24 protein-coding genes and 1 pseudogene are annotated in these 26,172 nt (G+C 69.3%); 11 read left to right on the plus strand and 14 right to left on the minus strand.

Features of this window, described 5'->3' with window-relative positions; genetic code table 11:
* Positions 1-31 precede the first annotated feature (31 nt).
* Genes ACIQTT_RS10015 through ACIQTT_RS10040 form a run of 6 tightly spaced genes read left to right on the plus strand, consistent with a single transcriptional unit; the run spans position 32 to position 5,322 of the window.
* A complete protein-coding gene (locus tag ACIQTT_RS10015) occupies positions 32-940 on the plus strand; it encodes a DUF58 domain-containing protein (protein ID WP_402789074.1) in 909 nt (302 codons plus the stop codon).
* A complete protein-coding gene (locus tag ACIQTT_RS10020; protein ID WP_402789075.1) occupies positions 927-1,415 on the plus strand; it encodes a hypothetical protein in 489 nt (162 codons plus the stop codon). The genes ACIQTT_RS10015 and ACIQTT_RS10020 overlap by 14 nt, the downstream gene beginning before the upstream one ends.
* Positions 1,406-2,392: a VWA domain-containing protein gene (locus ACIQTT_RS10025; RefSeq protein ID WP_402789076.1), complete on the plus strand. Its 987-nt coding sequence runs from the start codon at positions 1,406-1,408 to the stop codon at positions 2,390-2,392. The genes ACIQTT_RS10020 and ACIQTT_RS10025 overlap by 10 nt, the downstream gene beginning before the upstream one ends.
* The gene (locus tag ACIQTT_RS10030) at positions 2,389-3,471 is read left to right on the plus strand and encodes a VWA domain-containing protein (RefSeq protein WP_402789077.1); all 1,083 of its coding nucleotides are present in this window, start codon (positions 2,389-2,391) and stop codon (positions 3,469-3,471) included. The genes ACIQTT_RS10025 and ACIQTT_RS10030 overlap by 4 nt, the downstream gene beginning before the upstream one ends.
* Entirely contained in the window at positions 3,464-4,219 is a 756-nt protein-coding gene (locus ACIQTT_RS10035; protein ID WP_402789078.1) for a tetratricopeptide repeat protein, read from the plus strand. Before ACIQTT_RS10030 ends, ACIQTT_RS10035 begins: the two co-directional genes overlap by 8 nt.
* Entirely contained in the window at positions 4,219-5,322 is a 1,104-nt protein-coding gene (locus ACIQTT_RS10040; RefSeq protein WP_402789079.1) for a DUF4064 domain-containing protein, read from the plus strand. The genes ACIQTT_RS10035 and ACIQTT_RS10040 overlap by 1 nt, the downstream gene beginning before the upstream one ends.
* 206 nt (positions 5,323-5,528) lie before the next feature.
* Here the strand turns inward: ACIQTT_RS10040 and ACIQTT_RS10045 are convergent, their stop codons facing one another.
* A complete protein-coding gene (locus ACIQTT_RS10045; protein WP_402789080.1) occupies positions 5,529-6,236 on the minus strand; it encodes a ZIP family metal transporter in 708 nt (235 codons plus the stop codon).
* A 122-nt stretch (positions 6,237-6,358) separates the two neighbouring features.
* Here ACIQTT_RS10045 and argG point away from each other — a divergent pair, with 122 nt between their 5' ends.
* The 5 genes from argG to ACIQTT_RS10070 all read left to right on the plus strand — a co-directional run bounded on the left by argG (position 6,359) and on the right by ACIQTT_RS10070 (position 12,202).
* Positions 6,359-7,792, plus strand: coding sequence for an argininosuccinate synthase (gene argG / locus ACIQTT_RS10050; protein WP_247633329.1), 1,434 nt, complete (start codon positions 6,359-6,361; stop codon positions 7,790-7,792).
* A 205-nt stretch (positions 7,793-7,997) separates the two neighbouring features.
* On the plus strand, positions 7,998-8,624 hold the full coding sequence (locus tag ACIQTT_RS10055; RefSeq protein WP_402789082.1) for a TetR/AcrR family transcriptional regulator: 627 nt from the start codon (positions 7,998-8,000) through the stop codon (positions 8,622-8,624).
* Complete coding sequence (locus ACIQTT_RS10060) at positions 8,621-9,517, plus strand: hypothetical protein (protein ID WP_402789084.1); 897 nt, start codon at positions 8,621-8,623, stop codon at positions 9,515-9,517. Before ACIQTT_RS10055 ends, ACIQTT_RS10060 begins: the two co-directional genes overlap by 4 nt.
* Positions 9,514-11,385 carry a YhgE/Pip family protein gene (locus ACIQTT_RS10065; protein WP_402789086.1) on the plus strand — a complete coding sequence of 624 codons (1,872 nt, stop codon included), beginning with the start codon at positions 9,514-9,516 and terminating at the stop codon, positions 11,383-11,385. Before ACIQTT_RS10060 ends, ACIQTT_RS10065 begins: the two co-directional genes overlap by 4 nt.
* A gap of 55 nt (positions 11,386-11,440) precedes the next feature.
* Complete coding sequence (locus ACIQTT_RS10070; protein ID WP_402789088.1) at positions 11,441-12,202, plus strand: alpha/beta fold hydrolase; 762 nt, start codon at positions 11,441-11,443, stop codon at positions 12,200-12,202.
* A gap of 50 nt (positions 12,203-12,252) precedes the next feature.
* Here the strand turns inward: ACIQTT_RS10070 and ACIQTT_RS10075 are convergent, their stop codons facing one another.
* From ACIQTT_RS10075 to ACIQTT_RS10135, 13 genes and pseudogenes are all read right to left on the minus strand, one after another.
* The gene (locus ACIQTT_RS10075) at positions 12,253-13,167 is read right to left on the minus strand and encodes an endonuclease domain-containing protein (RefSeq protein WP_402789090.1); all 915 of its coding nucleotides are present in this window, start codon (positions 13,165-13,167) and stop codon (positions 12,253-12,255) included.
* A 212-nt stretch (positions 13,168-13,379) separates the two neighbouring features.
* A complete protein-coding gene (gene mnhG, locus ACIQTT_RS10080; protein WP_402789092.1) occupies positions 13,380-13,769 on the minus strand; it encodes a monovalent cation/H(+) antiporter subunit G in 390 nt (129 codons plus the stop codon).
* Complete coding sequence (locus ACIQTT_RS10085) at positions 13,766-14,035, minus strand: monovalent cation/H+ antiporter complex subunit F (RefSeq protein WP_247623942.1); 270 nt, start codon at positions 14,033-14,035, stop codon at positions 13,766-13,768. The genes mnhG and ACIQTT_RS10085 overlap by 4 nt, the downstream gene beginning before the upstream one ends.
* On the minus strand, positions 14,032-14,634 hold the full coding sequence (locus tag ACIQTT_RS10090; RefSeq protein ID WP_402789094.1) for a Na+/H+ antiporter subunit E: 603 nt from the start codon (positions 14,632-14,634) through the stop codon (positions 14,032-14,034). Before ACIQTT_RS10090 ends, ACIQTT_RS10085 begins: the two co-directional genes overlap by 4 nt.
* Positions 14,631-16,187 (minus strand): Na+/H+ antiporter subunit D, encoded by a 1,557-nt coding sequence (locus ACIQTT_RS10095; protein WP_402789097.1) that lies wholly within the window; start codon positions 16,185-16,187, stop codon positions 14,631-14,633. Before ACIQTT_RS10095 ends, ACIQTT_RS10090 begins: the two co-directional genes overlap by 4 nt.
* A 157-nt stretch (positions 16,188-16,344) precedes the next feature.
* Positions 16,345-16,840: pseudogene (locus tag ACIQTT_RS10100) on the minus strand (Na(+)/H(+) antiporter subunit C); the annotation flags it as partial.
* Positions 16,840-19,803: a Na+/H+ antiporter subunit A gene (locus ACIQTT_RS10105; RefSeq protein WP_402789099.1), complete on the minus strand. Its 2,964-nt coding sequence runs from the start codon at positions 19,801-19,803 to the stop codon at positions 16,840-16,842. The gene ACIQTT_RS10105 and the pseudogene ACIQTT_RS10100, both read right to left, overlap by 1 nt.
* Positions 19,804-20,083: 280 nt before the next feature.
* Positions 20,084-20,800, minus strand: coding sequence for a GntR family transcriptional regulator (locus tag ACIQTT_RS10110; RefSeq protein ID WP_402789101.1), 717 nt, complete (start codon positions 20,798-20,800; stop codon positions 20,084-20,086).
* 5 nt (positions 20,801-20,805) lie between these two features.
* A complete protein-coding gene (locus ACIQTT_RS10115; RefSeq protein ID WP_402789103.1) occupies positions 20,806-21,834 on the minus strand; it encodes an aldo/keto reductase in 1,029 nt (342 codons plus the stop codon).
* On the minus strand, positions 21,831-23,000 hold the full coding sequence (locus ACIQTT_RS10120; RefSeq protein WP_402789105.1) for a mandelate racemase/muconate lactonizing enzyme family protein: 1,170 nt from the start codon (positions 22,998-23,000) through the stop codon (positions 21,831-21,833). The genes ACIQTT_RS10115 and ACIQTT_RS10120 overlap by 4 nt, the downstream gene beginning before the upstream one ends.
* Positions 23,000-23,884: a carbohydrate ABC transporter permease gene (locus ACIQTT_RS10125; protein WP_402789107.1), complete on the minus strand. Its 885-nt coding sequence runs from the start codon at positions 23,882-23,884 to the stop codon at positions 23,000-23,002. Before ACIQTT_RS10125 ends, ACIQTT_RS10120 begins: the two co-directional genes overlap by 1 nt.
* Entirely contained in the window at positions 23,877-24,839 is a 963-nt protein-coding gene (locus ACIQTT_RS10130; RefSeq protein WP_402789109.1) for a carbohydrate ABC transporter permease, read from the minus strand. Before ACIQTT_RS10130 ends, ACIQTT_RS10125 begins: the two co-directional genes overlap by 8 nt.
* 13 nt (positions 24,840-24,852) lie before the next feature.
* Entirely contained in the window at positions 24,853-26,112 is a 1,260-nt protein-coding gene (locus ACIQTT_RS10135; RefSeq protein ID WP_402789111.1) for an ABC transporter substrate-binding protein, read from the minus strand.
* Between the last annotated feature and the right edge of the window lie 60 nt (positions 26,113-26,172).

Genomic DNA, 26,172 nt, shown 5'->3' on the forward strand with positions numbered 1-26,172 from the left:
GAACCGTCGCCCCGCACCGGAACAGAAGCCCATGCCCAGTCTGATCACGCAGGTGAAGAGCAAGCTCTTCCTGCATTCGTCGCGCAAGTCGATGCACGCGCTCGACGGTGCGCACGCGTCGCTGCTGCGCGGACGGAGCCTGGACTTCGAAGACCTGCGCAAGTACGAGTACGGCGACCAGGTGCGCGACATCGACTGGCGCGCGACCGCCCGCCTGGGCACGCCGCTGGTCAAGAGATCACGGGCGATGCGCATGCACACCGTGCTGTTCGTGGTCGACACGGGACGGTCGATGACGGCCCTCGCAGCCGACGAACGGCCGAAGAAGGACCTCGCGATCATGGCGGCCGGCGCCCTCGGCATCCTCACCCTGCGCCACGGCGACGACTTCACGACGGTGTACGGCGACGCCTCGCGCGCCCGTCGCCTGGCGCCCGGCCGCAGCGAGGGCGCGCTCGAGCACGCCCTGCTCACGATCAGCCGGGCGACCGACGAGAGCACGGTCCCCAACGACCGCGACGGCCTGCTCTCGTACGTCACCCGCACGGTGTCGCGACGCATGATCGTCGTCGTCATCACCGACGAGGCGCCGATCACCGACGAGACCGAGCGGATGCTGCGCCGGCTGCGCGTGCAGCACGACGTGCTGTGGCTCACCCTGCGAGACGCGGATCCGGTGCTCGACCACGCGACCGGCCGCATCCGCAGCGACGTCGACAGCAGCTGGGACGTTCCGGACTTCGTACAGGGCGACGCGGCGATCGTGCGACAGCTCACCGCCCAGGCGCAGGCCGAGGAGGCGCACCTCGCCGAGACCCTGAAGCGCCTCGAGATCGGCCACGCCGTGCTCGAGGGCCAGGAATCGGCCGTCCCGCAGCTGCTGCGCCTGCTCCACGGGGCGCTCAGCCGATCCAGCGGGAGGTCGAATGCCCGGGTCTGACGAGCTCTATCCTCCGGCGCAGTACGGCTGGGGCTGGGTGCTGCTCGCGTTCGGCATCCTCGCCCTGCTGATCGTTGGTGCGTGGCTCGTGATCGCGCTCACGAAGCAGCGCCGCCCCGCCGACCGGCTCGGCATCGAGCAGCCGCAGCTGCTCACCGGCGACGTGCTCAGCCAATTGCGAGTGGAGTACCTCGACCGCGTGCAGCAGATCGAGACCGACTACCGCGAGAAGCGGCTCTCGCCCCGCAACGCCAACCTCGAGCTGAGCCGCGTGGTGCGCACGTTCGTCAACGAGTACAGCGGTCTCGAGGCGCCGGTGCTGGCGCTCGACGATCTCGTCGCCCGTGGGGTGCACCCCGCCCTGATCGACGCGATGCGCCGCCACTACTACCCGAGCATCTTCCGCCAGGGCCCGCCGATCGATCCCCTCGCCGGCGCCGAGGCGGCGCGGACGGTGGTGCGCTCATGGCACTAGCGAACGGCTGGCTCATCATCGTCGCGGCCGGGGTCGTGGTCACAGCTCTCGGCATCGGGCTCGCACTCGGTCTCCGCAGTCGCGGACAGTCCACGGGAGCGGACCGCGCCCGCATCGCCCGCGCGGAACGCCTGCGCGCTCTGCCCGCGTTCCGCGAAGCGCTCTCCCGACGGATCATCGCGCTGAGCGGCATCCTGCTCCTAGGCGCGCTCACGGTCGTCACGGCCGGCGTCGTGGCCGCCCGGCCGATGTCGTCGCAGACGATCCAGCCCGTGAACACGAGCCGCGACATCATGCTGTGCCTCGACGTCTCGGGGTCGATGTCGGAGGTCGACGTCGAGGTCCTCACGGTGTTCGAAGAGCTGCTCGACGGGTTCGAGGGCGAGCGCATCGGGCTGACGATCTTCAACAGCTCCCCGGTGCAGATCTTCCCGCTCACCGACGACTACGACTTCATCCGCACGCACCTCGAGAGCATGCGCGAGAGCTTCGACTACGTCGATCAGATCCCCGAGCACTGGGTCGGCACGCTCAACGGGAACGGCGCCTCGCTGATCGGCGACGGGCTGGCGGCCTGCGCGATGGGATTCGACCACCCCGATGACGAGCGCTCGCGCTCGGTGATCTTCGCGACCGACAACGAGATCAACGGCGCGTCGATCGTGACGCTCGAAGAGGCGGCGAACTACGCCGCGTCGAAGGGCGTGCGCGTGTTCGCGCTGAACCCTGTCGAGGGCAAGGACGCGGACGTGAGTGCCGAGCTCGCCGCCGCGGCCGAAGCCACCGGCGGTCAGGCCTACGGACTGCGCGACACGACCACGGTCGGCGACATCGTCGAGCAGGTGCGCGAGCAGGACGCGACCGAGCTCCGCGGCGAGGCGCAGGTGGTGTGGACCGACGCCCCCGATCTGTGGATCGTGGTCGTCTCCATCGCGCTGCTGTCGTTCGTGGTGCTGCTGTGGAGGGTGCGACTGTGATCTTCCAACCCGCCGTCAACGTCTTCCTGCTCCTGCTGCTGTTCGCGCCGATCGCCGCGCTCGTGATCTGGGTGCTCGTGCGCGCGCCCAAGGACGCCGGGCGTTCGACCGCGCACACGCGCAACCACCGCCTGCTCTGGGCGTTGCGGTTGGCCGCGGTGCTCGCCTGTTTCGTGATGCTGCTGCGCCCCGGCATCCCCGGCGGCGCGACACAGACTCTCGCGACCGACACCGACATCGTGCTGGTGGTCGACACGACCGCGAGCATCGTCGCCGAGGACTGGGCCGACGGAGAGCCGCGCCTCGACGGCGTGCGCGCCGATGTGCGCACGATCATCGCCGAGTATCCGGGCGCGCGCTTCGCCCTGCTCACCTTCGACGCCGCCGCCGAACTGCGGATGCCGTTGACCACCGACACCACGGCGCTGGTCGGGTCTCTCGACGTGCTGCGCCCCGAGGTCACGAGCCAGTCGCGCGGAAGCTCCATCGGCATCGCCGCGACCCTGCTCGAGCAGACGCTCGCGTCGGCGGCCGAGTCGTCGCCCGACCGCTCGCGCATGGTGTTCTACTTCGGCGACGGCGAGCAGACCGTGTCGTCGGACCCCGAGTCGTTCGCCGGCAGCGCGGCCTACACCGACGCCGGCGCGGTGTTCGGCTACGGCACCGCCGAGGGCGGCCCGATGCGCATCACCAGCGGCGGGGTCGACGGAACGGATGCCGGGTACATCCAGTACCAGGGCTCCGACGCGCTGTCGGTCGTCGACGAGCAGAACCTGCAGGCGTTGGCCGCCGAACTCGGCGTCGAGTACGAGCATCGCACGGCCGACACCGAGCCGCAGCTGCCCGAGGCTCCGACGACCACGACGAACTACGCGGAATCGGGCGAGGTCGGCAATGTGACCGAGCTCTACTGGATCGCGGCGCTCGTGCTCATCGTGCTGCTCGGGATCGAGCTGGCGCGCGCGGCGATGCTGATCGCACGCCTGCGCGGGCTCCGCACCGCGTCGCCGACCCCGGGAACTGGGTCGCTGAGCCTGTCGAAGCGCCCCGCCGACGGAAAGGAGGCGCCCCATGAGTGATCCGCAGGCCGCGGCCGCACAGTTGCTCGCCTCGAACCGCCGGCGCCGCAGCATCCGTCGGTGGATCGCGATCGGTTCGCTGCCCCTCGTGCTGGTGTCGCTGATCTTCGTGGGCAAGATCCTCAGCATGTACGCGTTCGCGCACCAGGCGATCAGCGCCTACGTCGTCGACGACTACGCGGGCTCCGAGGCGGCAGCCGAGGGCCAGGAGTTCCTCAACTGGTTCGAGCCCTACAAGGCCCCCTTCAACATCGGCACCGCGCTCGCGGGCGCCGAGGAGCTGCCCGAGGCGCGCACGAAGCTCGAGGAGGCGCTCGACCTGGCCACGGGCCTCGAGGTCTGCGACGTGCGCATCAACCTCTCGCTCGTGATCGAGCGGATGGGCGACGCGGCCCGCGAGGGCGGCGACGGTGCCGGCGCGGCCCAGCTGTACGCCGAGGCGCTGACGATCGTCGTCGAGACGCCCGAGGAGTGCAACAGCGAAGAGGCCGAGAACCAGTCGTCGGATCCGGATCGCGACATGGGCGAGAGCCTCGACGACTCCGAGGAGCGGCTCAAGGAGAAGCAGCAGCAGGAGCAGGAGCAGCAGCCCGACCCGCAGGAGGGCGAGGAGGAGCAGGAGCAGCCGCAGCAGCCCGACGAGCAGAAGCTCGAAGACCTCAAGGACAAGCTCGACCAGGGCACGCAGGAGCGCGACCAGCAGCAGGGCGGCGACGAGCCCGGATCGGGAACGGACAAGCCATGGTGATGGATCACGAGAGCCAGCGCGCCCGCTATCTGGCGGGCACCGAGGGTGCGCCACCCGTTCCGCCGCCCGGTGGTTACCGGGGTGCGCGCCGCGGCACGGGACCGCAGGAGGCACCGGCGTTCCCGACGTTCGTATCGATGGCCGACGGCGACGACGAGCGCCGGTCGGCGAACGCGATCGGATGGATCGCCCTGCTCGCCAGCATCCTGTTCGCCATCGTGCTGCTGGGCACGATGCTCGCCGGCGGCACCGACCTGCTCTACGGCGTCACCCTGCTCGCCGTGCAGCTCGTGCTCGTCGCGGTCATCGTCGCGGCGATCGCCACGAGACGGGGGCGGATGCTCGGCGCGATCGCCCTCGTCATCGCGGTGCTGTTCAACGTCGCCACCGTCGGGGGGCTGAGCGCCCTGCAATCGTCGGCCAGCGGCAACTACGACGGGGCGAAGTCCGACGAGCAGAAGCACGCCGAGGCCTACCCCGGCATCAAGGACACCGACAACCAGGATGTGCTGAACCAGCAGTCGCTCGAGGAGGTGCGCGCCGAGGCCGACAGCCTCTTCGCCGATGTGCGTCAGCGCCTGAGCGATGAGTTCGGGTACACCTGGACGCAGTTCACCGATGAGGACCTGCGCCCCGAGCGCAACGGCTACGGCGGCGAGTCGATGCTCTACGAGTACGGTTCGGCCGGTTGGGCGACCAACGAGCCCATCCAGGACTACGACCGCAAACAGCAGGTCATGGCCGTGATCGATCAGGTCGTGCAGGAGCACGGCATGTACGGCCTGTACGCCTTCAACGACCCGACCGGATCAGGCATCGATCCGACGATGATCGAGAAGCTCTACGGCAGCGACGATCCGCGCACCCAGCACACGTGGGAGTCGTACACCGAGAACTACCCCGATCCGCTGCGCTTCTACGCGACGATCTACGACCTCTCGAACGACACGGACGGCGGCTTCAGAACCGAGCGCGAGGCGCAGAATGCGCGCACCGGCGAGCCGGTCGAGGGGTTGCAGCTGTTCGTCATCGCCAGCGCCGTGCTCAGCGACGACGACCGCGACGAGTTCGAGACGAAGATCCAGGAGTACCCCGGATTCTGAGGCCCGGGCGGGCGGCTGCCCCCTCACTGGGTCGCTGAGCCTCCCCTCACTGGGTCGCTGAGCCTCCCCTCACTGGGTCGCTGAGCCTCGCCTCACTGGGTCGCTGAGCCTGTCGAAGCGTCCCACCCCCGGTGAGGGGTCACGACACGCCGCGACCGGATGCTGCGGCGCGGCGTGTCGTGGACCCCTCGCGCCCGCCGAGGCGCTCAGCTCGCGAGCGCGAGACCCGCGGCGAGCGCGAAGCCCAGCACGGTCGCCAGTCCGGTGGACTCCTTGGCCTTGGACTGGGCCTCGGGCACCATCGAGTCGACGAGCATCACGAGCAGCGCGCCGGCCGCGAAACCGCTGGCCGCGGTGCGGAACGCGTCACCGGTGATGCTCGCGAGGCCGAAGCCCGCGACGGTCGCGGCGGCGCAGATCACCGCGACGCCGGCCCACAGCAGCAGTACGCGCGAGCGCTTCATGCCGCCGTCGAGCAGGTCGGCGGCCGAGCCGATCGACTCGGGCAGGTTGGAGACGAGGATCGCGACGACGAGCGCGATGCTCACCGGTTCGCCGGACGCGAGGCCGATGCCGAGCACGAGCTGCTCCGGGATGCCGTCGAGCAGTGCCCCGACGGCGAGCTGCCCGCCGCCCGCCTGCTCCTTCGTCTTCGCGGCACGCGCGTCGAGGATGCGGGCGGCGACGTAGTAGCTGATCGCGCCGAGGGCGACGCCGATGACGAGGGGGAAGGGGCCTCCGCGATCGAGACCCTCCTCCCAGAGTTCGAAGGCGATCGAGGCCATGAGCGCGCCCGCGCCGAAGCCGAGCACGATGCCCAGCCAGCGCGGCGGCCACTTCCGCAGCATCGCGAGCACGGCACCGATGAACAGCGGCGCCGCCGCGACCACGCCCCACAGCACTGCTCCGCCCATGAGCACACTCTCCCACCTCACTCCTCCTGCACGGAAGGCCGCGCCGCGGCATCCGTTCACAGGCGGGGCGGATGCCGTCACGCATTCGAGAGCGACACGCCGCCCGCCGTAGACTGGAGAGCATGTCCAAGGTCCTCCAGTCCCTGCCCGTCGGCGAACGCGTCGGCATCGCCTTCTCCGGAGGACTCGACACCTCCGTGGCCGTCGCGTGGATGCGCGAGAAGGGCGCCGTGCCCTACACGTACACCGGGGACCTCGGGCAGTACGACGAAGACGACATCGACTCGATCCCGGGCCGTGCACTCGAGTACGGCGCCGAGGCCTCGCGCCTGGTCGACGCCAAGACCGCATTGGTCGAGGAGGGCTTCGTCGCACTGTCGTGCGGTGCGTTCCACATTCGCTCGGGCGGCAAGACCTACTTCAACACCACTCCCCTCGGGCGCGCGGTGACCGGCACGATGCTGGTGCGCGCCATGAAGGAGGACGGCGTCGACATCTGGGGCGACGGCTCCACCTACAAGGGCAACGACATCGAGCGGTTCTACCGCTACGGCCTGCTCGCCAACCCGCGCCTGCGCGTCTACAAGCCGTGGCTCGACGCCGACTTCGTGACCGAGCTCGGTGGTCGTAAAGAGATGAGCGACTGGCTCGTCGCCCGCGACTTCCCGTACCGCGACTCGGCCGAGAAGGCCTACTCGACCGACGCCAACATCTGGGGCGCGACGCACGAAGCCAAGACCCTCGAGCACCTGAACGTCTCGCTCGAGACCGTCGACCCGATCATGGGCGTCAAGTTCTGGGACCCGTCGGTCGCGATCGACAGCGAAGACGTCACCGTCACGTTCGAGGCCGGTCGCCCGGTCGCGCTCAACGGCGTCGAGTTCTCCGACCCGGTCGCCCTCGTGCGCGAGGCGAACACGATCGGCGGACGCCACGGCCTCGGCATGAGCGACCAGATCGAGAACCGCATCATCGAGGCGAAGTCGCGCGGCATCTACGAGGCCCCCGGCATGGCGCTGCTGTTCATCGCCTATGAGCGCCTGGTCAACGGCATCCTCAACGAAGACACCCTCGCCACGTACCACGAGCAGGGCCGCCGACTCGGACGCCTCATGTACGAGGGCCGCTGGCTCGAGCCGCAGTCGCTCATGCTGCGCGAGTCGATCCAGCGCTGGGTCGGCCTCACGATCTCCGGCTCGGTGACGATCCGCCTGCGCCGCGGCGACGACTGGACCATCCTCGACACTGTCTCGCCGAACCTGTCGTACGGCCCCGAGAAGCTGTCGATGGAGCGCGTCGGCGATGCGGCCTTCGGCCCGGTCGACCGCATCGGCCAGCTCACCATGCGCAACCTCGACATCGCCGACTCGCGTGCCCGCCTCGAGCAGTACGCGGGCCTCGGCCTCGTCGGCGGCGCCACGGGCGAGCTCGTCGGTCGCGTGACCGCGGGGGAGTCGGGCGAGATCACGGGTGCGGTCGAAGAGGTCGACGAGAACCTCGCCGACGCGGTCGACACGGCTTCCGAGGGCGCGGCGTTCGACTCCGGCACGGACTGACCCCTCGCGGGTTTCGATCAGGGGGCGGATGCTGCGGCATCCGCCCCCTTTTCCGTGCGCCCTTCGTCGCGCTGCGCTCGCTCAGGAACCGACTCGACCGGCTCCTGAGCGAGGAGCGCAGCGACGAGACGAAGGGCCGACCGGATGCTGTGAGTCCGTCGAGTTATCTTGCACACAACTGTGCACATTAAGTACACTCGAATCCATGACCACCCGCGCACCCCGCCGCGACGCCGTCGAGAACCGCGCCGGCATCCTCGACGCCGCCCGTTCCGCGCTCTCCGTCGACCCCTACGCCTCGGTCGACGTGATCGCCCGCAGCGCGGGCCTCTCGCGCCGCACCCTCTACGGCCACTTCGACGACCGTGAAGCCCTCATCCGCGAACTCATCTCGACCGGCGCCCAGCGCTTCAACGCGATCGCCGAATCCGTGACCGACGCCGACGCCCGCCTCGCCCTCGCCCGCCTCACCGCCCGCCTCTGGCACGAGGCCGCACACGTGCAGGTCGCCGCCGCCCTCGCGCTCGACGAGGCGCACGTGCAGCACACCGCCGACGCCCTCGCCCCTCTGCGCCGCACGGTCGCCGCCCTGGTGCGTCGTGGCCAGGACGACGGCAGCTTCCGCAGCGACCTCGCCGCCCCCACCCTCGCCCGCCTCATCGAGGAGATCGCGCGCACGGTCATCTCCCGCACGGATGCCGCGAGCACGGGCGCCGCGAACCTCGCCGTGCGCGCGGTGCTCAGCATCGCCGGACTCTCGTGGCGCGAAGCCGACGAGCTGCTCGCCGCCCACCCCGACATCGTCACCGTCCCGACGGAGGCCCCCGCATGAGAATCACCCTGCACGACGTGAGCAAGGGCAAGAACGGCCAGGCCCTCCCTCCCACCACTCTCGAGTTCCACACCGGCGAGGTGCGGTACGCCCTCGCCGAGACCGAGCAGCGCCCGACCGTCCTCGGCCTGATCGCGAGCGGACGCATGCGCCCCGAGACCGGCCGCGTCACGATCGACGATTCCGAGAGCGCCAAGGAACTGCGCCGCCGGGTCGCCCTCGTCGACGCCCCCGACGTCAGCGATCCGCACCCCGACATCTCGCTCGCGGGCGTCGTCGGCGAGGAGTTGATGTTCGCCGGGCTCGGCGCGACGCCCCTGCACGCCAAGCGTTGGCTGTCGCAGCTCGGATACGCCGAGCTCGCCTCGGTGCCGATCGGCAACATCGACCCCTCGGCGCGCGTGCGCATCCTGTGCGAACTCGCGGTTCTGCGCGACGGGACGGATGCCGTCGTTCTCGTGTCGCCCGACCGGCACGGTGGCTCGCCCGACGGCTGGTGGCGCATCGCCGCGGAATTCGCCGAGCGCGGGTTCGCGATGCTCGTGATCCTCGGAGGTTCCGCCGCCGTGGCGCTCGAGCGGATGCAAGAACTCGGCGCGGTCAACGCCTCGGGGCCGGTCGAGCCGCTCGTGCTCGAGCCGGGAGCGGATGCCGAGCCGGTAGCGGATGCCGAGCCGGAAGCGAATGCCGCGGCGAGCGGTTTCGACGACGGCGGGGCCGCGCGGGGCGGGGCCCTTCGACAGGCTCAGGGACCCAGTGAGAGCGACGAGGGCGAAGACGGGGTCTCTGAGCCCCAGGACTGGGTCGCTGAGCCTGTCGAAGCGTCCCCCGCCCAGGATCCCGACCCCGACAACGACACGAACGAAGACGACCCGAACGGAGCCGCCTCATGAAGGTTCCCGCAATGATCGCCGCCGAACTGCGGCGGCTGACAGCGAGCAAGATGGGCATCATCGCGCTCATCGCGCTCGTGTGCGTGCCGATCCTCTACGGCGGCCTCTACCTCTGGGCGAACCAGGACCCGTACGCCAAGTTCCCCGAGGTGCCGGTGGCTCTCGTCGTCGACGATGCGGGGGCGCCGTCCACGGCATCCGACGCCGCCGACGGCGACACTGTCAACTACGGCGAAGACGTCGCCGACAACCTCATCGAGGGCAACGCCTTCGACTGGCAGCGGATGACGGCCGACGAAGCAGCGGATGCCCTGCGCCACGGCACCGTCGACTTCACCGTGACCATCCCCTCCGACTTCTCCACGGCGCTGACCTCGGCCGCGGGCGACGACCCGCACCAGGCCCGGATCGACCTCGAGACGAACGACGCGAACAACTACCTCGCGTCGTCGATGGGCACACAGGCGGTCGAGAAGATCCGCAGCTCGGTGGCCGAGATGGTCGGCAGCGAGGCGGCCGAGCGGCTGCTCACCGGGCTCAGTGACATCCGCGACAGTCTCGTGACCGCGACCGACGGGGCGACGCAGTTGACCGACGGCGCGAACACCGCCGCCACGGGCAGCGCGACCCTCGCCGACGGCACGGCACAGCTGGCCGACGGCACCGCGCAGCTCGCCTCCGGCGCCCAGACCCTGGCGACCGGGGCGCAGTCCCTCGCCGACGGCGCCGCGCAGGTGAGCGACGGCAATCGCCAGCTCGCCGACATCGCTGACCGGGCGGGTTCGGTCGTGCAGCAGGCGACGGATGCTCTCCCCCAGGTGCGCACCGACATCGCGACGATCCTCACCGATCAGGGCCTCACGCCCGAGGAGATCGACCAGGTGCTGGCCAAGCTCGACCCGCTCGCGACCCGGCTGCAGGACGGCAATGCGACCGTGCAGGCCGACGTCGGCAAGATCGATCAGCTGGCGGATGGCGCGGCGCAGGTCGCCTCCGGAGCGGCGACGCTCTCGACCGGCGCTTCCAGCCTCGCCACCGGTGCGGGCACGGTCGCGGAGGGCGCGGCATCCGCCAACGACGGCGCGGCGCAGCTGCGCGACGGACTGAGCACTCTCGCCAGCGGCGCGGCCGAGCTGCGTGACGGGTTGGCGTCCGGCGTCGACCAGATCCCGGCATCCACCCCCGAACTGCGCTCCCTGCAGGCCGACACGATCGCCGACCCGGTGAAGGTGTCGAGCGACAAGGTCGCCTCGGCCGAGGACTACGGCGCCGGGCTCGCCCCGTTCTTCGCCGCCCTCTCGGCTTGGATCGGCATCTACGCGCTGTTCCTCATCGTGAAGCCGATCTCGCGGCGCGCGATCACGGCTCTGCATTCCCCGATCCGCGTCACGCTGGCCGGCTGGCTGACGCCCGCGGCACTCGGCGCGGTGCAGATGGTGGGGCTCATGGGCATCCTCGCGCTCACCCTCGGGTTCACGTTCAACCATCCGCTCGGAACCCTCGGCGTGCTGGTGTTCGCCTCGGCGACGTTCGCGGCGATCATCCTCGCGCTCAACGTGTGGTTGGGCTCGGTGGGGCAGTTCCTCGGACTGGTGCTCATGGTGCTGCAGCTCGTGACCGCCGGCGGCACGTTCCCCTGGCAGACACTGCCCGCCCCGCTCGCCGCGCTGCACCACGTGCTACCGCTCGGCTACGTCGTCGATGCGATGCGACAGCTGATGTACGGCGGTGACCTCGCCAGAGCGGGCGGCGACCTGATCGTGCTCGGCATCTGGTTGGTCGGTGCGCTGCTGTTCGCGATGATCGGCGTGACGCGCATGACGCATCGGCGCACGCTGCGCGACCTGCAGCCCAGCCTCATCGGCTGACTCGCGCGAGGGCGACGGTTCGGAACGACCCGTCGCCCTCGACTAGCGTTGTCTGGTGCCCACCAGCTATCTCGCCCCCGCCGGGACCCCCGTCACGCTCCTCGAGTTCGAGCACGCCGGGGCGACGCTGATCGCCGAGACTTTCGGCGAGGGCACCCACACCTACCTTCTGCTGCACGGCATCGGCATGGGTCGCAGCGTCTACCTCGACGTGGTGCAGCGGTTGGACGGGCGCGTGGTCGCCCTCGACCTGCCGGGGTTCGGCGAGGCGCCCGAGCCCACCCGCACTCTCACCATGGAACGTCACGCCGACCTCGTCGCGGCGTACCTGCGCCACACCGGCGAGGGCCCGGTCATCGTGATCGGGCACTCGATGGGCAGCCAGATCGCGGCGGAGCTCGCCGCGCGGCATCCGCTCCTCGTCTCGGGTGTCGTGCTCGCCGGACCCACCGTCGACCGCACGAAGCGCAACCTCGCCGCCCAGGCCACGTACCTGCTGCGCGACCTGGTCGGCGAGCGACCGCTGGTGATCTGGCGCGGAGCGCGCGAGTACCTGCGCGGCGGGCCGCACCTGTTCCGTAAGATGCGGGCGACCATCGCCCACCAGCCCGAGAAGGCGTTCGCGCGCATCGACCGCCCGGTGCTGGTGCTGCGCGGAGCCGACGACCCGCTCGCACCGATGAGCTGGTGCCGTCAGATCGTCGACGCGATCCCCGGGGCGCGGCTCGAGGTGATCCCCGACCACGGGCACGGCACGATGATCAGCGACTCCGAGCCCGCCGCCCGCCTGATCGAGGGTTTCGCCGCCGAGTTGTGAGGGGCGTCGGTTCGGCCTGTACCTAACTCAGGAAGAACTTCTCCGAACAGTCATACCGAACGCTTTTCAGGCACTTGTCGCGAATTCTTCCTGAGTTGGGTACCGCGGCGACCGGAGAGTCGCGGGCCCAGCCGCTCGATCACGTCTCGCAACGCATATTGCACCGACGCCGGATCGCCGAGGACATCGGACGCGAGAGGTCGAACCGTCACGTAGCCGAGCCTCATCGCCGCAAGGTCCCGCTGACGGTCCCGCCTCTGCTTCTCCCAGCCCTCGTGGAAGGCCCTGCTGTCGCACTCGATGATCAGCCACCCGTCGACCACGAAATCCACTCGCCCGACACCGACGATCACGACCTGACATTCGTAGTCGACGCCCAGAGTCCGAAGCATCAAGCGCACGAAGGACTCCGGGCCGGACTCGGCCGTCGGATCCACCAGGTTCAGAATCGCACTGAACCCAGGTGGGAGCACATCGAAGAGCCGACGTAGTTCTGTCATTGTCATCAGTCCGTGGTGGACAACGCTGTCCAACGTGGCGATCGCCGCGCGCGGCGTCTGGCAGCGAAGCGAGTGCACAATCGCTTCCTTGAGCCCCGTCACGTGGAGAAGCGCGTCCCGCTCGCCGTCGTACCAATGCAGTCGGCATCGCCTCGCGTGCGTTGCATCGAAGCGCGAGCGATTACGCCGAAGCCGCACGTGCGTCTCTGACGACGACAGGACGAAGACGCCCAGCATCCGCAACAGCGAGATGCACGTGAGCCGTGCGCCGATGGCTGACGCATGCGCAACCGCTTCCGGAATGTCCCATTCGGCGTAGCGGTCCCGACGCAAGCGGCGCAAACGACCCTCGTCGACTGCGCGAGAGATCGACCGTCGGGTGTGTCCCCGATCGAACAGATCGTCGCGCGTGAAGACCATCGGCACGAAGAGCGCATGAGCGAGGTCGCGGGGAGTGGGCGTCACCACGACATCCTGCGCGTCTGCGGCTAGCCAGAGGGGCGACCAGACACCGATCTCACGGAACTCCGATCTTCCCCCGCTCCGTGCAGGAGGAGTCGACACCCGCCCCTCAATGTACCTAACTCAGGAAGAACTGCACCACGCACGTGCAAACGGGCGGAATCGGCGAGCAATCGGTCGAAGTTCCTGAGTTGGGTACGCCCGACGCGCCCGCGCTACCCCGCAGCGGGCGGGGTCTGCTTGGCGTCGGCGAGCTCGTCGACGACGAGGTGGCGCTGATCGGCGGAGCCGTTGCGGTAGGCCTGACGTCCGACCATGTGGGCCGAGAGCGGGGCGGTCGCGAATTGCATGAGCACGATCGGTGCGACCAGCAGCAGACCCAGCAGGATGCCGCCGACGCTGCGCTGCGCGAGGGCGACCGCGAGGCAGATGAAGACGAGGCCGAGCACCTGCGGCTTGGTGGCGGCGTGCAGTCGTGAGGGCACATCGCGGAAGTGCAGCAGCCCGACGGCGGCCGAGAGGCAGAGCAGCGCGCCGAGCAGGATGAGCACGAGCACGGCGACGTCGATGACGGCGTCGGGGATGACGAGACCGAAGATGTTCATGGCGTCGTGTTGTCCCTTCGTGCGACGAAGCGGGCGACCGAGATCGATCCGAAGACGCCGATCGCGGCGATGATGAGCAGCACCGGGATGCTGCGGGTATGGCCGTTGATCGCCATCTCGGCGCCGAGCACGCACATGACCTCGGTGAGCAGCACGTCGGAGGCGACGGCGCGGTCGAGGATCGTGGGCCCACGGAAGATGCGGATGACGGTGAGGATCGCGGCGATGCCGAACACCACCATGATCACGAGCAGCAGGATGTTCATCGGGCACCGCCCTTCGTCGAAGACCCGGCGGCGGTCGCGCGCGCACGCTCATCGGCCTTGAGCGCACGATACTGCGCGGGGTCACCGAGCGCACGCACCACCCGCTGCTCCCAGCGCAGCACGATGCGGCGCTGCTTCTCGACGTCGTCCATCCCGTCCACGCCGATCACGTGCATGTACAGGACGCGGCGGTCGCGATCGGCCTCGACGACGAGCGAGCCCGGCACGAGCGACGACACGACCGCGACGTGCGTCATGACGAGGTCGTCGGCGTAGCGCAGCGGCACCGCGATGATGGCGGTGCCCGGCTGCTTGCGGAAGTCGAAGACCTGCACGGCGACGGTGACGGCGCCGCGCAGCAGCGCCCAGAGGAACTGCACCACGAACAGCGCGGCGTAGAACACGTTCACGCGCCCCGACAGTTCGACGGTCGGCAGGCGGAACACCCGGGTCACGAACACCGCGACGACGAGTCCGGAGACGAACGCCAGCAGCGTGAACTGCCCCCACAGCAGCATCCACAGCACGACCAGCCAGGCGAGGAACGGCAGCTGGGCGCGCAGGTCGCGCCAGAAGTGGCGCTTGCCCTCGGGACTCATCCGCCCACCTCCTCTTCGAGCTGCACGAGGTTGACGGGCTGCAGCAGCGTTTCGCCGATGCGGTCGCAGAGCTCGTAGAGGGGCCCGGCGAAGACGGTGAGCGCGACGGTGACCCCGACCATGCCGGCGGTCGCGAGCGTCATGATCTTCGGGATGCGACGACGCTCCTGCTGCTCATCGGCGGCGGGCGCGTTGCCGAGGTACGAGATGCGCCCCTCGGTCTCGGTCGAGTCCTCCTCCTCGCGCCAGAACGCCAGGTTCCAGGCGCGCATGAGGGCGTAGAGGGTGAGGAGCGAGGTGACGATACCGCCCATGATCAGCACGATCATGAGGGGGGTGCCGACGGATGCCGCGGCCTCGAAGAGCGCGAACTTGCCGATGAACCCCGAGAAGGGCGGCAGCCCGCCGAGGTTGATGGCGGGGATGAAGTAGAGCACGGCGATCACCGGCGCGATCTTCAGCAGCCCCTTGACCCGCAGGATCGAGGTGCTCCCCGCTCTTCGTTCGACCAGCCCCACGGCCAGGAACAGGGTCGTCTGCACGACGATGTGGTGAACGATGTAGTAGACCGTCGCGCCGATGGCTGCGGGTGTCGCGATCGCGAGGCCGAAGATCATGTACCCGACGTGACTCACGAGCGTGAACGACAGGATTCGTTTGAGCTCGGCTTGCGCGACGGCGCCGAGCACGCCGACGACCATGGTCGCCAGCGCGATGATCAACAGCAGCGTGTCGATGCTGTTCGAGGCGAACAGCTGCGTCTCGGTGCGGATGAGCGCGTAGACGCCGACCTTGGTCAGCAATCCGGCGAAGACGGCGGTGACCGGGGCGGGCGCGGTCGGGTAGGAGTCGGGCAGCCAGAACGACACCGGGAAGATGGCGGCCTTGATGCCGAACGCCACGACGAGCATGAGGTGCAGCACGAGCTGCGTCTCCTGCGGCAGCTCGGCCATGCGCTCGGCGATCTGCGCCATGTTGACCGTGCCGACCGCACCGTAGATCATCGCGATCGACGCGAGGAACAGGATCGACGACACCAGCGAGACGACGATGTAGACGGCGCCGGTGCGGATGCGCGACTCGGTGCTGCCCAGCGTGATCAGCACGTACGAGGCCACGAGCAGGATCTCGAACCCGACGTACAGATTGAACAGATCACCCGCGATGAAAGCGTTGAAGATGCCCGCCGCGAGGATCAGGTACGAGGGGTTGAAGATCGAGATCGGCGTCTCGTCGGTGCCGTCGGCAGCACCCTGGCCGATCGAGAAGAGGAGCACCGCGAGCAGCACGATGCTCGAGATCAGCACGAGGAGAGCGGCGAGCCGGTCGACGTAGAGCACGATGCCGAACGGCACGGGCCATCCGCCCACCGACACCGCGATCGGGGTGTCGCCGGCGTCGACGGCGACGAGCAGCACGGCGGCGATCACCGAGACGGCGGCGAGCGTGACGACGGTGACGAACACCTGCAGGCGCGCGTTGCGACCGAAGACGAGGGTGATCGCGGCGCCCAGCAGCGGGAGTCCGACGAGGAGTGGAACCAGAACGCTCATCGGCGATCCTCCTCATCGGTGTGCTCGGGGGCGTTTTCGTCGGATGCTTCGGCATCCGTCTCATCGACGGATTCGGTCTCCACGTCCTCGTCGTCGGGAGGCGCCGATTCGGCATCGAGGACGCTCGCGGAGGCATCCGTCCCGTACGAGCCGTATGCCCGATCCACGGGCGCGTCGTCCTGGATCGACGAGTGGTCGCGCATGTGGAGCACCGTGATCGGCGCGGTCTGCACGCCGACGAAGTCGGTGGTGGCCTCGTCGTCGTCGGTCTCGGACTCGTCGTCCATGAGGTCTTCGTCGGCGTCGGTGCGCTCGCGCAGCGCGATGTCGGCCTCGTCGTCCTCGACGGTGTCGGCCTGGCCCAGCTGCCAGGAGCGGTAGATGAGGGCGAGCAGGAACGCCGAGACCGCGAACGTGATGACGATGGCGGTGAGGGTGAGGGCCTGCGGGAGCGGGTCGCTGATCTCGCCGTCGACGCCGTAGAACGGTGCGCTGCCGGGCACGCCCATGACGATCATCAGCAGCAGGTTCGTCGCATTGCCGAGCAGCAGGAAGCCGATGAGCACGCGGGTCAGGCTGCGTTCGAGCATCGCGTACACACCGCACGCGAAGAGCACGGCCATGATCACGATGAGGGTGAGGGAGACGTCCATCAGTTGGCACCCCGCCTCTCACGCGAGACCATCGGCGCATCGCGCAGCGCCTGGGTCTGACGGTCGACCTCGGCGCCGAGGCTGCGCAGCACGTCGAGCACGAGGCCGATGACGACGAGGTAGACACCGACGTCGAAGACCGTCGAAGTGACGAACTCCATGTGCCCGAACCCGGGGATCTCCCACTCCCAGAACGTGCTGGTGAGCGGGGCCTGGCCGAAGAACAGGGGGATCAGGGCGGCGCCGACGGCGAGGATCAGCCCCGCACCGAGCAGGCGTCCGGCATCGGTGGGCGCGGCGGCGCCGAGCTCCCAGCGACCGCCCGCGATGTAGCGCATGACGAGCGCCATTCCCGCGACGAGACCGCCGGCGAATCCGCCGCCGGGGAGGTTGTGGCCCGAGAAGAGTAGGAAGATCGACACCACGATGATGGTGTGGAAGAGCACCCGCACCACGACCTCGAGCAGGATCGACCTGTTCTCGGGCTTCATCTTCGTGCCGCCGACGAGCCAGGCCCGAGGGCTGCTCTGGTTCTCGGTGGTCTGGAAGCGGATGCCCTCGGTCGTCTCGACGAGCGGACGGCTCTGCGTGCGGCGGCGCTTCGACCGCGGCAGCTTGAGTGTGGCGGCGAGCATGTCGGCGCGATGGGTGACGAAGACGAGCGAGGCGACACCGGTCGCGGCGAGCACGAGCACCGACAGCTCCCCCATCGTGTCCCAGCCACGCAGGTCGACGAGAGCGACGTTGACGACGTTCTTGCCGTGACCGATCTCGTAGGCGAGCTGCGCGAACGAGGTCGAGATCGGCTCGTGGATGCGCGACTGCGTGGCGACCACGGCGACGAGCGCCATCGTGAGACCGACGCCGACCGCGAGCAGCGCGCGGGGGATCCGACCGACCGAGGCGTTGTGCTCGCCCATCTTCGAGGGCAGACGCCGCAGCACCAGGGCGAAGGTCACCATCGTGACGGTCTCGACGAGGATCTGCGTGAGGGCGAGGTCGGGGGCGCCGCTGGTCGCGAACAGCACCACCATGCCGAGGCCCGTGACCGACACGAGCACGACGCCGGTGTAGCGCTTCTGCGCCTGCACCGCGAAGAGGCCGGCGGCCGCCATGATGGGCGCCACGACGATCTGCGCCGGGGTGTGCCAGGCCGACAGCTGGAAGCGGTCGATGTCGCTCGCGACGAGCGCCGTGACCTCGGCGGCGACGAACACCACGAAGATCGTGCCGACGTACACGGGCAGCGAACCGCGCTGGGTGAGGGTCGTGCTGAGCACCGAGAGACGGTCGACGCCGCGCATGACGAAGTAGTAGACGTCGGCCGCGGTGAACGGCAGCAGTCGCGCCTTGCGATCCCAGCCGGTGCGTCGGGAGAGCACGAAGATCCCGAAACCGAGCAGGATCGACAGGATCGAGATGCCGAGCGCGGGCTCGAAGCCGTGCCAGAGGGCGAGGTGCCCCGGGCCTTCGACGGCCAGCCCCTCGGCGTCGAGGCCGGGGGTCGCTGTCACCGCATATCCCTGCAGCGCGACGTCGAGCGCGGGAGCGCCGATGCCCGCGGCGAGAGTGACACCCGCGAGGATGATCGGCGCCGACAGGAAGCCGACCGGCGGGTCGGGCCAGAGGGTGTCCGGCATCCGATCGCCCTGCGCGTCGCGCTTGGTCCAGAACGCCCCCCAGAGGAAGCGCACACCATATGCCGCGGTGAGCATGGATCCGAGGATCACGCCGATCAGAGCGACGAGACCCCACGGGGATCCGCCGATCGCATCGTCGAGCAGCGCGGTGAGCGTCGACTCCTTGGCCACGAAACCGAGGGTCGGGGCGACGCCCGCCATCGACGCGACCGAGATGAACGCCGCCGTCGTCATGACCGGGGCCTGACGGCCCACGCCCGAGAGCTCGTTGATGTCACGCGTCGAGAGCTGACGGTCGATCACGCCCACGATGAGGAACAGCGCCGACTTGAACAGCGCGTGGCCGATGACCAGCGCGAGGCCCGCGAGGGCCGCGGCCTGCGTGCCGTAGCCGACCACGACCGCGAAGAAGCCGAGCTGGCTGACGGTGCCGAAGGCGAGGATGCGCTTGAGGTCGGTCTCGCGCAGCGCCTGGAACCCCCCGATCAGCATGGTCAGGATGCCGAGGCTGATCACGATCGGACGCCAGGGTGCGCTCAGGGCGAAGATCGGCGCGAAGCGCGCGATGAGGTAGATACCCGCCTTCACCATCGCGGCGGCGTGCAGGTACGCGCTCACCGGGGTGGGAGCGGCCATCGCACCGGGGAGCCAGAAGTGGAACGGGAAGATCGCCGACTTGCTGATCGCGCCGATCAGGAGCATGACGATCGCGGCATCGACCATCGGTCCGGTCGGCACCTCGGCGAGGATCTCGCGGATGCTCGACGTGCCGGCATCCACCACCAGCAGCACGACCCCGACGAACATCACGAGCCCGCCGAGCGTGGTGACCAGCAGCGCCTGCAGCGCGGCACGACGGCTGGCCGCGCGACGGCGGTAGTGACCGATGAGGAGGTACGAGAGGATGCTCGTCACCTCCCAGAACATGACGAGCATGACCAGGTCGTCGGTGAGCACGAGGCCGTACATCGCCCCGGCGAAACCGAGGAGGACGCCCGCGAACTGGCCGATCCCGGCCGAGTCGTCGTGGAAGTACCAGCGGCAGTAGAGGAGCACCAGCGAACCGACGCCCGTGACGATGAGCGTGAGCACCCAGCCGAGCACGTCCATGTTCATCGACAGGTTCAGACCGAGCTGCGGGATCCACGACACCGAGACGAACGGGGAGTCGCCGTCGATCACCTGCGGTGTCATCACGAGCGCGTGGACGAATGCCGCCGCGGGAATGAGAGCGGCGATCGCGAATGCCTGAGACCCCAGCCAGCGCACCAGAACGGGCATCAGGAGAGACCCGAGGAGGAACACGGCGAGGAGCGTCAGCATATACGCGGCTCCTCGGGGCTCGTCGGCCGGGGGAAAACGGCACAGGCGGGCGGGTGTCTGGTTCTATTCTACCTGGCGTTAGGGAACCGTTAGGCCGCGGCCCTTCGTCTCGTCGCTTCGCTCCTCGCTCAGGAACCGATAAACCCGGTTCCTGAGCGAGCGAAGCAAGACGAAGGGCGGCGCAACTCCGCGAGGGTGGGACCCTTCGACAGGCTCAGGGACCCACTATCGGCGCGCAGGAACTGGGTCGCTGAGCCTGTCGAAGCGCCCCGCCTCGGAACTACTCCGCCGCGTCGTCGCTGCGCGCCGCGAGCACCGGCCCGAGGCGGGCGTACGAGTTCGTGATGTGGGCGAGCATGGCGGATGCCGCGCCCTCGGCGTCGCGTCCACGCAATGCCGCGAGGATCTTCTCGTGCTCGCTGACCGTGTCGTCTTCGAAGTCGTGACGGAAGTTCAGCCGATACAGGTGCATGTGCGAGCGCAGCCGCACGATCGCCTCCGACAGCAACGGGCTCTGCGCGTGCTCGGCGATGAGGTGGTGGAAGTGCAGGTCCTCGTCGATGAAGCGGCGGTAGTTCTCGAAGTGCTCATCGTCGTCGGGCGCGGATGCCGTGCGCATCTGCGCCACGGATGCGGTGAGCTCGGCCTCGGTCTCCGCGTCGATGTGCGTCGTCGCGCGGCGGGCGGCCTCGGGCTCGAGGAGCTCGCGCATGTCGTAGAGGTCGCGCAGCCCGTCGGCGTCGAGCAGCGGGGTGGCGACGTACCCCTTGAGCGCGCGCTTGATGACGAGCCCCTCGGATTCGAGGCGGGTGAGGGCCTCGCGCACCGGGGTCGGCGAGACGTCGAGGTCGCGGGCGACCGCGTCGATGTTCACGCGGGCACCGGGTTCGATGACACGGTCCATGAGCAGCCCGAGCACGGCGTCGTAGACGTCGTCGACGAGGGCGCGGCGGGCGGGCAGAGCCCGTGGTCCCCGGGCTTCGTCGTCGCTGAACATGAGTCTCATCGTACGGGTTGCCCTTCTCGCGCCTGCGGCTGCCGCGCGGAGGCATCCGCTCCGAGCAGGCCCTGCTCCTGCAGTTCGCGCCACACCTCCTCCGGCACCGGCCGATCGGCGAGCACGCTGTTCTGGGCGAGCTGGCCGGCGCTGGCCCCGCCCACCACGACGGCGGCGACGGCCGGATGACGCAGCGGGAACTGCACCGCGAGCTCGGGCAGCGTGTGGCCGTGCCGGTGCGCGATGCGCGCGATCGCCTGCGCGCGCTCGACGACCGCGCGGTCGGCGGGACCGTAATCGAACAGGCTCTCCTGCCCGGGGGTGTCGGTTGCGAGGATGCCGGAGTTGAAGACCGCCGCGGCGAGCACCGACACGTCGCGCTCGGCGGCGAGGGGCAGCAGGTCGTAGCCTGCGGACTGGTCGAGCAGCGTCCAGCGCCCGGCGACCATCATCACGTCGGCATCCGTCTCGCGCACGAACCGGGCGAGCATCGCGCTCTGGTTCATGCCCGCTCCGAACGAGCCGATCACGCCCTGGTCGCGCAACTCGCTGAGCGCGGGGAAGGCGCCGTCGAGGGCTTCGCGCTCGAAGTCGTCGGGGTCGTGCACCAGTACCAGGTCGATCCGGTCGAGGCCGAGGCGCGTGAGCGAGTCGTCGATCGAGCGCCGTACGCCGTCACGGGAGTAGTCGCGCACGCGCCGATGATCGGCGGGCACGGCGAACAGGTTGTCGATGTCGGTGCGGCCCGCGGCATCCTGCGGCACGAGCAGCCGTCCGACCTTCGTCGAGACGATGAACTCCTCGCGCGGCAGCGCCCGCAGGCTCTCACCCAACCGCCGTTCGGCCAGACCGAGCCCGTAGTGCGGGGCGACGTCGAAGTAGCGGATGCCGCCGGCCCACGCCGCGGGCACCACTTCGGGCCAGGCGTCGTCGGCGAGCGCGCTGTAGAGGTTGCCGAGCGCGGCCGCGCCGTACCCGATCGGCGGGGCCGAGAGTCCGCCGCGACCGATGCGCACGGGGAGGGGACGGGTCACGAGACGATCAACCGCCCGAGCGCCGCGTCGTCCCACGCGATGCCGAGGCCCGGCGTGGTCGGCGCCCAGCCGCGACCGCCCTCGATGCGCAACTCGTCGGTGGTGACGGCCCGCAGCTGCGGGATGTGCTCGAGGTAGAGGGCGTTCGGGATGGCGCACACGAGCGACACGTGCAGCTCCATGAGGAAGTGCGGAGCGACGGGGGCGTTGAACGATTCGGCCAGGTGCGCGATCTTGAGCCAGGGCGTGATTCCGCCGACCCGGGCGACATCGGGCTGAACGATAGACGCGCCGCCCCGCTGCAGGTGCTCGCGGAAGTGGCCGATCGAGTACATGCTCTCGCCGACCGCGATCGGAACCGAGGTCGACCGGGCGAGCTGGCGGTGGCCCTCGATGTCTTCCGCGGGCAGCGGCTCCTCGAACCAGAACACGTCGACCTGCTCGAACAGGCGCGCACGGCGCACCGCTTCCGACACCGTGAACGACTGGTTGGCGTCGACCATGATGTCGAGGTCGTCGCCGACGGCGTCGCGGACGGCGCGCAGGCGCTCGAGGTCCTGGTGACCGCGGGGCTTTCCGACCTTGATCTTCACCCCGCCCATGCCGCGCTCCTTCGAGGCGACCGCGTGCGCGACGAGTTCGTCGACGGTGAGGTGCAGCCATCCGCCCTCGGTGTCGTACATCGGGATCGACGGCGATGCGCCCCCACCCGCGACCCACAGCGGCAGACCCGCACGCCGGGTCTTGGCATCCCACACCGCCGTGTCGACCGCGGCGAGCGCCAGCGCGGTGATCGGTCCGACGGTGGTGGCGCGGGTGATGCCGAACAGCGCGAGCCACACCGCCTCGGGCCGCTCGGCCTCGAGGCCGATCAGCGCGGGCAGCAGCGTCTCGCGCAGCAGGCTCAGCACCGCCCCGCCGCCCGTGCCGATCGTGTAGCTGTAGCCTGTGCCCTCGGTGCCGTCGGCCGTGCGGATCCGCACGAAGATCGTCTCCTGCTTGACGAAGGTCTGCAGGGCGTCGGTGCGCACGGTCTCGACCGGCAGGTCGACCAGCTGCGCCTCGACGTGCACGATCCGGCTGCCCGCCGTCACGTCGGCGAAAGCAGCGTGGGCCGCGGTGGTGGCGTCGAGGATGCTCGAGCCGGTGTTCTGCGATGCGTTCATCATCGTCCTCCGAGTCCGCCCAGGGTGACCCCCTTGATGAGCTGCCGTTGCAGCAGCAGCACGAGGATCAACGAGGGGATGACGGCGAGCGTCGACGCCGCCATGAGTAGCGACCACTGCGTGCCGAACTGGCCGGTGAACATCCCCAGCCCGAGCGGCACGGTCGCCATGTCCTGTGTGTTGATGATGATCAGCGGCCACAGGTACGAGTTCCAGTAGCCGATGAACGAGAAGACCGCGAGCACGCTCAGCGGTGCGACCAGCTGCGGCAGCAGCACCGACCACAGGGTGCGCAGGCGCGAGGCGCCGTCGATCAGCGCGGCCTCCTCGTACTCGATCGGGATCGTGAGGAAGAACTGCCGCATGAGGAAGGTTCCGAACGCGGTGAAGGCGAACGGGATGATGAGCGCCCCGTAGGTGTCGTTCCAGCCCCAGGCGTTGATCATGATGAACAGCGGCACGACGAGCACCTCCTGCGGCAGCACGAGCGTGAGCACGAACAGCAGGAAGAGCTTGTCGCGGAACTTGAAGCGCAGCCGCGAGAAGGCGTAGGCCGAGAGCACGGCGACAACGACCGAGAGCGCGGCGCCGGCGATCGCGACGAACAGCCCGTTGAGGATGAAGCGTCCGAACGGCACGACGGTCCACGCCTCGACGAAGTTCGCCCAGCGGATCTCGGATCCGAAGATCTGCGGCGTCGCCGTGAACACCTCGTTCTCGGGCTTCAGCGCCGTGAGGAACATCCAGATGAAGGGGAAGGCGAAGATCAGCGCGACCACCGCGATCGCCGCGGTGTTGAGCCATTCCTTGGCGGATGCTCGGCGCTGGTGCCGACGCCGCGGCAGGATCAGCAGCGCGGTCGCCGAGAGGTCACGGTCACTCATAGTTCACCCACTTGCGCTGGCCGACGAACTGCAGGGCCGTGATGAGCATCACCACGACGAAGAGAATCCACGCGAGGGCGGAGGCGTAGCCGAGCCGGTCGAAGACGAAGCCGTTGCGGTAGAGGTACAGCACGAACGTGTTGGTGCTCTCGCCCGGTCCGCCCTGCGTGAGGAAGAGCGGTTGGACGAACACCTGGAACGCCCCGATCATCGTCATGGTCGAGCAGAAGAAGAGCGAGGGCGAGAGCAGCGGCAGGATGATGTAGCGCAGGCGCTGCCACGCGCTGGTGCCGTCGATGCGGGATGCCTCGAGCAGCTCCTTCGGGATGGCGCTGAGTCCGGCCGACAGCACGATGACGTTGTAGCCGAACGACTGCCACACCGACATCGCGATCACCGAGGGCAGCGCCCAGGCCGAGTCGGAGAGCCAGTTGGGGCCGTCGATGCCGACGGTGGCGAGCATCGAGTTCACGAGCCCGTCCTGCGAGAGCAGCAGCCGCCAGACGAGGGCGTTCGCGACCATCGGGGTGATGACCGGGAGGAAGAAGATCACCCGCCACGCACCCGCGGCCTTCATGCGGGTGTTGAGCCACAGCGAGATGGTGAGAGCGACGAACAGGTTCAGCGCCGTGTAGACCACGGCGAAGATGACCGTGTTGCCGAGCACCGTGTAGAAGGTCGGGTCGCGGAACAGCTTGACGTAGTTCTCGAGGCCGATGAAGTCGGGGCTCCCGAACAGCTTCCAGTCGAAGAGGCTGATGAAGGCCGACCCGAACAGCGGGGTGAGGATGAAGAGGACGAACCCGATCATCCCGGGGGCGAGGAACGCGACCGCCACCCACCCGTTCCCGCGCCGACGCGGCAGCCGGGGCCCCGGCGGGGCGGGGGCGCCGAGCGGCACCCCCGCCACGCCGGGCATCACGGAGGAGGCCGTGGCCTCGCTCCGGTCGCTCATGATCGCCATCCGCTCAGCCGCCCACCGAGTTCGTGATCGTCTCCATGATCTCCTCGGCCGTCAGCTCACCCCGGTAGCCCTGCACGCCGTACTGGGTCATCAGGGTCTCGACCTGGTTCCAGGTCGGGGTGGTGCGCTGCGGGGTCGCGTTCGAGAGCAGCGCCTCGACGACCTCCGAAGAACCTTCGGTCTTGCCCTCGGCCCAGGCCGGGAGCGCCTCGATGCGGGCGGGAACGATGCCGCGCGCCTCGGCCTGCTTCTCCTGCACCGACAGGGAGGTGAGCGCCTCGATGGCCGCGAAGGCCTCGTCGGGACGCTCGCAGTTCGCCGCGATGCCGAAGCCACTCCCGGCGGTCATGGCGGATGCCTCACCGCTGGTCGAGGGCACGATCGAGACGCCGAGGGTGAAGTCCGCGGCATCCGCGAAGCTGCCGTACATCCACGGGCCCTCGATGAGCATCGGCACCTCACCGCTCGTGAACGCCTGCTGCGAGACCTCCGAGCCGTCGGCCGCCTCGGGAGCCTTCGCGACGCCGTCGACGGCGACGAGGTCGAAGAAGCTCTGGATCTGCTCGACGAACTCCGGGTTCTCGAGGTCGAGCTCGCCGTCCTCCGTCACCGCGGGCACGCCGTCGGCCAGCGACCAGGCGTTGGGGATGAAGATGCCGGGCGCGAGAGCGAGACCCTTCTTGTCGCCGTCGGTCAGCGCCTTGGCATCCGCCACGAACTGGTCGCGCGTGTACGTCGCACCCGGCAGGTCGAGGCCCGCGGCCTGGAACGCCTCGACGTTGTAGAAGAGCACGATGGGCTCGGCGTCGTAGGGGATCGCGCGGATCGTTCCGTCGACCGTCATGCCGCTGAGCATCGACTCGTCGATGTTCTCGATGTCGAAGCCGCTCTTCTCGATCAGGTCGTCGAGGGGCATGAGCAGGTCGCCGAGCTCCTGCGCGCGGGCGGCCTGCGTGGTGAGCAGGCAGGGCGGGTTGGCGCCCGAGAGGCGGGTCTTCACCTTGGTCCAGTAGTCGGCGAAGCTCGGTCCCTCGACCGAGATGTCGAGGTCGGGATCTTCGGCCTGCGCGCCCGAGATGAAGTCGGCCCACTGGGCCTGGTCGCCCTCGCTCGCGGCCCAGGTGTAGAGCACGAGCGGGCCGCCGGCCTCGCCGCCGCCTCCCCCGCCTCCGCCGCTCGCGCACCCCGCGAGAGCGAGGGCGCTGAGGCCGGCGACGCCGGTGAGGATGAGGCGCTTAGCGCGCCGGTTCGAGACTGCATTCATACTGACTGCCTCCTTCATTGGATGCTGCAACTGATGCGTGTGTTGTTGAGGGGGGTGTTG

It is taken from the genome of Microbacterium sp. NPDC090225, from assembly GCF_044772365.1.
Classification (GTDB): Bacteria; Actinomycetota; Actinomycetes; order Actinomycetales; family Microbacteriaceae; genus Microbacterium.

Bases quoted from the DNA above. Each gene is read 5' to 3' on its own strand.
- argG (WP_247633329.1), top strand. From the start codon at position 6,359: ATGTCCAAGGTCCTCCAGTCCCTGCCCGTCGGCGAACGCGTCGGCATC.
- ACIQTT_RS10020 (WP_402789075.1), top strand. From the start codon at position 927: ATGCCCGGGTCTGACGAGCTCTATCCTCCGGCGCAGTACGGCTGGGGC.
- ACIQTT_RS10025 (WP_402789076.1), top strand. From the start codon at position 1,406: ATGGCACTAGCGAACGGCTGGCTCATCATCGTCGCGGCCGGGGTCGTG.
- ACIQTT_RS10120 (WP_402789105.1), bottom strand. From the start codon at position 23,000: ATGAACGCATCGCAGAACACCGGCTCGAGCATCCTCGACGCCACCACC.
- ACIQTT_RS10125 (WP_402789107.1), bottom strand. From the start codon at position 23,884: ATGAGTGACCGTGACCTCTCGGCGACCGCGCTGCTGATCCTGCCGCGG.
- mnhG (WP_402789092.1), bottom strand. From the start codon at position 13,769: ATGAACATCTTCGGTCTCGTCATCCCCGACGCCGTCATCGACGTCGCC.
- ACIQTT_RS10055 (WP_402789082.1), top strand. From the start codon at position 7,998: ATGACCACCCGCGCACCCCGCCGCGACGCCGTCGAGAACCGCGCCGGC.
- ACIQTT_RS10015 (WP_402789074.1), top strand. From the start codon at position 32: ATGCCCAGTCTGATCACGCAGGTGAAGAGCAAGCTCTTCCTGCATTCG.
- ACIQTT_RS10045 (WP_402789080.1), bottom strand. From the start codon at position 6,236: ATGGGCGGAGCAGTGCTGTGGGGCGTGGTCGCGGCGGCGCCGCTGTTC.
- ACIQTT_RS10130 (WP_402789109.1), bottom strand. From the start codon at position 24,839: ATGAGCGACCGGAGCGAGGCCACGGCCTCCTCCGTGATGCCCGGCGTG.
- ACIQTT_RS10060 (WP_402789084.1), top strand. From the start codon at position 8,621: ATGAGAATCACCCTGCACGACGTGAGCAAGGGCAAGAACGGCCAGGCC.
- ACIQTT_RS10085 (WP_247623942.1), bottom strand. From the start codon at position 14,035: ATGAACATCCTGCTGCTCGTGATCATGGTGGTGTTCGGCATCGCCGCG.
- ACIQTT_RS10040 (WP_402789079.1), top strand. From the start codon at position 4,219: ATGGATCACGAGAGCCAGCGCGCCCGCTATCTGGCGGGCACCGAGGGT.
- ACIQTT_RS10110 (WP_402789101.1), bottom strand. From the start codon at position 20,800: ATGTTCAGCGACGACGAAGCCCGGGGACCACGGGCTCTGCCCGCCCGC.
- ACIQTT_RS10095 (WP_402789097.1), bottom strand. From the start codon at position 16,187: ATGAGCGTTCTGGTTCCACTCCTCGTCGGACTCCCGCTGCTGGGCGCC.
- ACIQTT_RS10135 (WP_402789111.1), bottom strand. From the start codon at position 26,112: ATGAATGCAGTCTCGAACCGGCGCGCTAAGCGCCTCATCCTCACCGGC.
- ACIQTT_RS10105 (WP_402789099.1), bottom strand. From the start codon at position 19,803: ATGCTGACGCTCCTCGCCGTGTTCCTCCTCGGGTCTCTCCTGATGCCC.
- ACIQTT_RS10035 (WP_402789078.1), top strand. From the start codon at position 3,464: ATGAGTGATCCGCAGGCCGCGGCCGCACAGTTGCTCGCCTCGAACCGC.
- ACIQTT_RS10065 (WP_402789086.1), top strand. From the start codon at position 9,514: ATGAAGGTTCCCGCAATGATCGCCGCCGAACTGCGGCGGCTGACAGCG.
- ACIQTT_RS10090 (WP_402789094.1), bottom strand. From the start codon at position 14,634: ATGAGTCCCGAGGGCAAGCGCCACTTCTGGCGCGACCTGCGCGCCCAG.